Source organism: Nocardioides sp. (assembly GCF_030150155.1).
Taxonomy (GTDB): Bacteria; Actinomycetota; Actinomycetes; order Propionibacteriales; family Nocardioidaceae; genus Nocardioides.
Genome location: NZ_JASLGR010000018.1, coordinates 151,909 through 158,966, shown reverse-complemented (window position 1 = coordinate 158,966; position 7,058 = coordinate 151,909). Strand labels below are relative to the sequence as shown.

At 68.2% G+C, this 7,058-nt stretch carries 6 protein-coding genes; all 6 read right to left on the bottom strand.

Annotated elements, in window-relative coordinates:
• Positions 1 to 188: 188 nt before the first annotated feature.
• From Q1V88_RS05195 to Q1V88_RS05170, 6 genes are read right to left on the bottom strand one after another with little or no spacing between them, the layout of a single operon-like run.
• Entirely contained in the window at positions 189 to 1,880 is a 1,692-nt protein-coding gene (locus Q1V88_RS05195; protein ID WP_300678841.1) for a fumarate hydratase, read from the bottom strand.
• Positions 1,881 to 1,891: 11 nt separating this feature from the next.
• Positions 1,892 to 2,776: an alpha/beta hydrolase gene (locus Q1V88_RS05190; RefSeq protein WP_300678838.1), complete on the bottom strand. Its 885-nt coding sequence runs from the start codon at positions 2,774 to 2,776 to the stop codon at positions 1,892 to 1,894.
• Between the two features lie 9 nt (positions 2,777 to 2,785).
• Complete coding sequence (gene ugpC / locus Q1V88_RS05185) at positions 2,786 to 4,000, bottom strand: sn-glycerol-3-phosphate ABC transporter ATP-binding protein UgpC (protein ID WP_300678835.1); 1,215 nt, start codon at positions 3,998 to 4,000, stop codon at positions 2,786 to 2,788.
• A gap of 4 nt (positions 4,001 to 4,004) precedes the next feature.
• Positions 4,005 to 4,844: a carbohydrate ABC transporter permease gene (locus Q1V88_RS05180; protein WP_300678833.1), complete on the bottom strand. Its 840-nt coding sequence runs from the start codon at positions 4,842 to 4,844 to the stop codon at positions 4,005 to 4,007.
• Positions 4,844 to 5,797, bottom strand: coding sequence for a sugar ABC transporter permease (locus tag Q1V88_RS05175; protein WP_300678831.1), 954 nt, complete (start codon positions 5,795 to 5,797; stop codon positions 4,844 to 4,846). The genes Q1V88_RS05180 and Q1V88_RS05175 overlap by 1 nt, the downstream gene beginning before the upstream one ends.
• A complete protein-coding gene (locus tag Q1V88_RS05170; RefSeq protein WP_300678825.1) occupies positions 5,794 to 7,032 on the bottom strand; it encodes an extracellular solute-binding protein in 1,239 nt (412 codons plus the stop codon). The genes Q1V88_RS05175 and Q1V88_RS05170 overlap by 4 nt, the downstream gene beginning before the upstream one ends.
• Positions 7,033 to 7,058 lie beyond the last annotated feature (26 nt).

Below are 7,058 nucleotides of genomic sequence, written 5' to 3'. Positions count from 1 at the left end.
CCTCGGGGTGCGAGGTGCTGAGGCTGCCCTTGTCGGGGCGGATGAGGAGCAGGAGGACGTCCTCCGCGATCAACACGCTGCCACGGTAGCCCTCCCGGAAGACGAGCGGGACCCGGCTGGAGAGATCCGGTCCGCTGCGCTGCGGGGTCGACCGTGGCAGGGGTTCGTGGCAGGGATTACTGCGTCGACTACTGCGCCGACCTCACCCGGATGCCGCTCAGCGGCACCGTGGTGGTGCCGGCGGGGTCGGTGAAGAAGTCGTTGCCCTTGTCGTCGACCACGATGAAGGCGGGGAAGTCCTCGACCTCGATCTTCCAGATCGCCTCCATGCCGAGCTCGGGATACTCGTTCACCTCGACGGACTTGATGCAGTCCTGGGCCAGCCTCGCCGCGGGGCCGCCGATGGAGCCGAGATAGAAGCCGCCGTGCGCGTGGCAGGCCTCGGTGACCGCCTTAGACCGGTTGCCCTTGGCCAGCATCACCATCGAGCCGCCGGCTGCTTGGAACTGCTCGACGTAGGAGTCCATCCGACCCGCCGTGGTCGGCCCGAACGAGCCCGACGCCATGCCCTCGGGGGTCTTGGCGGGGCCGGCGTAGTAGACCGGGTGGTCCTTGAGATAGGCAGGCATCTCTTCGCCGGCGTCGAGCCGCTCCTTGATCTTCGCGTGCGCGATGTCGCGCGCGACGACCAGCGGCCCGGTCAGCGACAGCCGGGTCTTGACCGGGTAGGACGACAGCGTCGCCAGGATCTGCGACATCGGCTGGTTGAGGTCGATCTCGACGACCTCGCCCGACTCGATGGTCTCGGCGACGCCCGCCTCGGGCATGTAGTGGGCGGGGTCGGTCTCGAGCTGCTCGAGGAAGACGCCCTCGGCGGTGATCTTGCCCAGCGCCTGGCGGTCGGCCGAGCACGAGACGGCGATGCCGACCGGCAGCGAGGCGCCGTGGCGGGGCAGCCGCACGACGCGGACGTCGTGGCAGAAGTACTTGCCGCCGAACTGGGCGCCGATGCCGAACTCCTGGGTGAGCTTGAAGATCTCCTCCTCCAGCTTCGGGTCCCGGATGCCGTGGCCGGTCAGGTCGCCCTCGGTGGGCAGGTGGTCCAGGTAGTGCGCCGAGGCCAGCTTGGCGGTCTTCATGGTGTGCTCGGCCGAGGTGCCACCGATGACGACAGCGAGGTGGTACGGCGGGCACGCGGCGGTGCCGAGGCTCTTGAGCTTCTCGTCCAGGAACGTCAGCAGTCGCTCCGGGTTGAGGATCGCCTTGGTCTCCTGGAACAGGAACGACTTGTTCGCCGAGCCGCCGCCCTTGGCCATGAAGAGGAAGTGGTACTCAGGCGCCTTGCCCTCGGTGCCCGGCGTGGAAAAGATCTCGATCTGCGCCGGCAGGTTGGTGCCGGTCGGCTTCTCGTCGTACGTCGTGATCGGAGCCATCTGCGAGTAGCGCAGGTTCAGGCTGGTGTAGGCGTCGTAGATGCCCTTCGCGACGGTCGCGCCGTCGTCGGTGCCGGTCAGGACGCCCTCGCCCTTCTTGCCCATCACGATCGCGGTGCCGGTGTCCTGGCACATCGGCAGGATGCCGCCCGCGGAGATGTTGACGTTCTTGAGCAGGTCGAGCGCGACGAAGCGGTCGTTGCCCGAGGCCTCCGGGTCGTCGATGATCTTGCGCAGCTGGGCCAGGTGGGCCGGGCGCAGGTAGTGCTGGATGTCGTGGATCGCCTCGTAGGTGAGGCGACGGATCGCCTCCGGGTCGACCTTGAGGAACGTGCGCCCGTCGACCTCCACCGTCGACACACCCTCAGCCGTCACCAGCCGGTAGGGCGTGTCGTCGTGGTGTGCGGGCAGGAGGTCGGAGTACTGGAACTCAGGTGCGTTCGCCACGGTGCCTGAGTTTATCCCGCGTGCTGGGTCGCCCGGGAGGCGGTGCGCCTGATCGCGGCGACGTACGTCGGCCACAGCGGCTCGGGGAGGTCGTGTCCCATCCCCTTGATCAGCAGCAGCTCCGAGCCGGGGATCGCCATCGAGGTGGCCCGGCCGCCCGAGACGTGGACCATCCGGTCGGAGAGTCCGTGGACCACCAGGGCGGGCACCGTCAGGCGCCCCAGGTCGCGGGTGCGGTCGCGCTGGGTGAGGACCGCCATCATCTGCCGGCCGGTGCCCGCCGCGCTGACGCCGTACTCCCAGGTGGCCTCGGCGTTGTAGACCTTGCGGGCCTGGGTGAGCCGGAAGGCGGGGGACTCGATCAGGGACCAGATCCGCACCGAGTTGCGGACGAACCCCTCCTGGCCGTTGGCCGGGGTGAGCAGGGCCGGCAGGATCCGTGGGTCCTGCCAGCCGACCGTGCGCTTGCCGGTGGTCGACATGATCGAGGTCAGCGACCTGACCCGCTCGGGGTGGCTGACCGCCATCGTCTGGACGATCATGCCGCCCATCGACATCCCGACCAGGTGGGCGCTCTCGATGCCGAGGTGGTCGAGCAGGGCGAAGGCGTCCTCGGCCATCTCCTCCAGGCCGTAGGGTCGCTTCACCGGCAGGCCGAGGAAGGCGCCGACGATGCCCGGCAGGGTGACCTTGCCGCGGATCTTGGTGGACTGGCCGGTGTCGCGGTTGTCGAACCGGATCACGTGGAAGCCGGCGTCGGCGAGCTGCTCGCACAAGCCGGTCTCCCACCAGATCAGCGGTCCGCCCAGGCCCATCACCAGCAGCAACGGCTCCGCCGACGGGTCGCCGAAAGTGTCGTAGGCGAGGTCGAGGGAGCCGAGCTGCGCGAGAGTCATATCGCGAGACTACGTGCCGAGGGGATCGCTCGCCTCCCGATGCGGGATCCGGCCGGCCCGGCCGAGGTCGACGGTGAGGTTCTCCGTGGTCGCCGGGTCGAACAGGTGCACCTTCTCCGCATCCATCCAGATCTTCACCCGGTCGCCCTCGGCCACCTCGCTGGAGCCGTCCAGGGTGATCACCAGCTGGGTGCGCACGACCTCGCCGTCGAGCTCCTGCTCGAGCTGGGTGAGCTGGCTGTGCACCTGGGGCGGCGCCTCGAAGGGGATGTAGGCGTAGGTCTCGTTGCCCAGCCACTCCACCACGTCGACGGTGGCGTCGAAGGTGTTGGCCTCGGAGACGTTGCGGGCGTGCGGTGCCGAGGCCTCGGCGAAGCTCTCCGGCCTGATCCCGGCGATCAGCAGGCCCCTGCCGGCGGCGGCCTGCGCCTTCTCGGCGGGGAGCTCGACCTCGCCGAAGGGGAGGGTGAGGGTGGTGCCCTCCACGGTGGCGGGCATGAAGTTCATCGGCGGGGAGCCGATGAAGCCGGCGACGAAGAGGTTCGCCGGGTGGTCGTAGAGCTCGCGTGGGGTGGCGAGCTGCTGCAGCACGCCCCGCTTGAGCACCGCGACCCGGTCGCCGAGCGTCATCGCCTCGATCTGGTCGTGGGTGACGTAGACGGTGGTGATGCCCAGCCGCTTCTGCATCCGGGCGATCTCGGTGCGCATCTGGCCACGGAGCTTGGCGTCGAGGTTCGACAGCGGCTCGTCGAAGAGGAACGCGTCCGCGTCGCGCACGATGGCGCGCCCCATCGCGACCCGCTGGCGCTGGCCGCCGGAGAGGTTGGACGGCTTGCGCTCCAGGTGCTCGTTCAGCTCCAGGGTCTCGGCCGCCGCCCTGACCTTCGTCTCGATCTCGGCCTCGGGGGTGCCCGCCAGCCGGAGCGGGAACGCGATGTTCTCGTAGACCGTCAGGTGCGGATAGAGCGCGTAGTTCTGGAAGACCATCGCCAGGTTGCGGTCGCGGGGCGCCAGGTCGTTGACCCGTCGTTCGCCGATCAGCATGTCGCCCGACGTGATGTCCTCCAGTCCGACGATCATCCGCAGCAGGGTCGACTTCCCGCAGCCCGAGGGGCCGACCAGGATCATGAACTCCCCGTCGGCGACGTCGATGCTGACGTCGTTGACGGCCGGGAAGCCGTCGCCGTACTTCTTCACGATGTGGTTCATGGTGATGGACGCCATGAGGTCACCCCTTCACTGCGCCGGAGGTCAGTCCGGCGACGATCTTGCGCTGGAAGAGCAGGACGATGATCACGATCGGGATCGTGACGATCACCGACGCCGTGGCCAGCTGGCCGTACGGCGGGTTGAACGGGTCGCCGCCGACGAAGAACGACATCTGGGCCGGCACGGTGCGGGCTCCGGTGGTCGAGGTCAGGGAGATCGCCAGGGCGAACTCGTTCCACGCGAAGAAGAACGTCAGGATCGCCGCGGTGAAGACCCCGGGCGCGGCCAGCGGCACGATCACCTTGCGGAACGCCTGCCACGGGGTGGCGCCGTCGACCTGGGCGGCCTGCTCCATCTCCCACGGGATCTCGCGGAAGAACGCCGAGAGCGTCCAGATCGCCAGCGGCAGCGTGAACGTCATGTACGGGATGATCAGGCCGGGCCAGGTGTTGAACAGGTGGAAGGTGCGCCACATGTCGAACAGCGGGCTGATCAGGGAGACCACCGGGAACATCGCGATCGCCAGTGCAAGGGACAGCACCAGGCGCTTGCCCCGGAACTCCAGGCGAGCGATGGCGTACGCCGCCAGGGTCGCGAAGATCACCGACAGCACGGTGGCGATGATCGCGATCCCGAACGAGTTGCGCAGCGCGTAGAGGAAGTCGGAGTTGCTCAAGATGTCGCGGTAGTTCTGCAGGGTCCAGGTCTGGGGCAGGAACTGCGGGCTGCCGGAGTTGGTCTCGGCCTGCGACTTGAAGGAGAGCGACAGGATCCAGGCCACGGGCAGCAGGCACCAGACCAGGATCACCACCAGCCCGACGCCGTTGCCGACGAGGGTCTTGCGCGTCGTGCGTGCCATCAGCCCTCCCCTCGGGCCCGGGCCAGGTCGACCCGGAAGAGCTTGACGATTCCGAACGCCAGCAGCAGCACGGTGAGGAAGAGCAGCACCGACAGTGCCGACCCCATCCCGAGCTGGAACTGCTCGATCACCTGCCGGTAGGTCAGGAACGACGACGACTCGGTGTTCTGGGCACCCTTGGTCATCACGTAGATGTTGTCGAAGATCCGGAATGCGTCGAGTGCCCGGAAGAGCACCGCGACCATGATCGCGGCCCGCATGTTCGGCAGGATCACCTTCCACAGCCGCTGCCACCAGGTCGCACCGTCGACCTGGGCCGCCTCGAGCATGTCGTCCGACACCTGGGAGAGTCCGGCCAGGAGCAGCAGCGACATGAACGGCGTGGTCTTCCAGATCTCCGAGACGACGATCGCGAACATCGCGGTCCAGTGGTGTCCGAACCAGTTCGTCGCATCGGCTCCGGTCTGGATCCCGGGCAGCCAGGCGAACCAGCTGTTGACGAAGCCGTTGTTCAGGCTGAACGCGAACTGCCAGGCGAACGCCGAGACCACGGTGATGATGCCGTACGGGATCAGGATCGAGGTCCTGATCAGCCCGCGGGCGAAGATCACGCGGTGCATCACCATCGCGAAGATGAAGCCGATCACCAGCTCGACGGCGACGCTCACGATCATGATCAGCACCGTGTTGAGGGTGTCGCGCCAGAACAGCGAGTCGGTCAGGATCGTGCCGTAGTTGCTCAGGCCGACGAAGGCCCGGTCGTCGGGCGTGGTCAGCCGGTAGCGGTAGAGCGAGAGGTAGAGCGCCTGGATCATCGGCCATGCGGTCACCACCAGCATCACGATGACGGCCGGTGCGACGAGCTTGAGGCCGAGACGGTTCTCCGCGGCGGCCCTGTCGGTCGTGGCGCGCTGCCGGTGGGGCGTGGCAGCGGTGGCGACGGTGGTGGTCACAGCAGCTTCCTTCCGTGCAGCACCTGGGTGATGAAGGTGGAGGAGGCGCCAGGCGTGCTCGGGCTGACCGAGACCGGGGGGTGCCAGGTGGACTGGATCGCGCCGGAGATGTCACTCCAGTACGGCGTGGTGGGGCGCGGACCCGCCTGGTCGACGCTGGTCTCGAAGAGCTTGAGCAGATCGGCGGGGTAGGCCTTCTGCAGGGCGGGGTAGGCGTACCCCGCCGCGCTGGCCGGCATGTTGCCCTCGGCCAGGGCGTACGTGCCCTGACTGGTCGGTGAGGTCAGGCAGGCGACGGCCTGCATCGCCAGGTCGGTGTGCTGGGAGTACTTGCTGACACCGATCCCGATGCCGCCGTACGGCGGACGCGACTCCTGCCCCGCCACGGTCTCGGGGTAGCGGGCATAGCCCAGATCGCTGCCCAGCGTCTTGCTGTGGGCGCTGTAGATGTAGGTCCAGTTGGTCAGGAACCCGCCGATCGAGGAGGCGAAGGTGGCCTCGGACTGGCCCTCCTGGGCGATGGAGAGGTCCGGCGGTGCTGCCGAGCTGTGCGCGAGCTTCTGGATCACCTGGGCGGCGGCCTTGCCGGCGGCGGAGTCGATGTCGACCTTCGCGTCGATGCCGTCGGTCAGGTTGCTGGCGATGTCGCCCCCGGCACCCATGATCAGGGCGTTGATCAGCACGACGTAGCCCTCGTACTTGTTGGCCTGGACGGCGACCTTGGTGCCGGTCTTCGTGGCGGCGTCGATGATCTGGTCCCAGGTCACCGGCTTGGTCATGTCCAGGCCGGCCTTGCGGGCCACCGACGTGCGGTACCAGAGCACCTGGGTGTTGGACCAGAACGGGGCCACCGCGAGCTTGCCGTCCCAGCTGGAGGCGTCGACGGCGCCCTTGAACGACTGCTGCTTCAGGCTCGCCTGGAGTGCGTCGGGCAGGGTCGCCAGGTAGCCGGCGTTCGCGAGCTCGGCGGTGTAGGCCGGGTCGAGGCTCATCAGGTCGATCGAGCTGTCGTGGGCGTTGAGCCGGCGGGCGAGCTGGACGCGCTGCTGGGTGGCGTCCTGGGGGAGGAGCTGGGTCGTGATCGTGTACTGCGAGGTGCTGCAGTCCTTGGCCAGGGCTGCCTGCCCGCCGTTGTCGGGGTTGATGTACCAGACCAGCTGGGGCGTGCCGCCCGAGGATCCGCAGGCCGCCAGGGTGGTCGAGGCCAGGGCGGCAGCCGCGACGGAAGCGAGCACTTTCCCTCGTCGCCTCATAGAGCTGC

Bases quoted from the DNA above. Each gene is read 5' to 3' on its own strand.
- ugpC (WP_300678835.1), bottom strand. From the start codon at position 4,000: ATGGCGTCCATCACCATGAACCACATCGTGAAGAAGTACGGCGACGGC.
- Q1V88_RS05190 (WP_300678838.1), bottom strand. From the start codon at position 2,776: ATGACTCTCGCGCAGCTCGGCTCCCTCGACCTCGCCTACGACACTTTC.
- Q1V88_RS05180 (WP_300678833.1), bottom strand. From the start codon at position 4,844: ATGGCACGCACGACGCGCAAGACCCTCGTCGGCAACGGCGTCGGGCTG.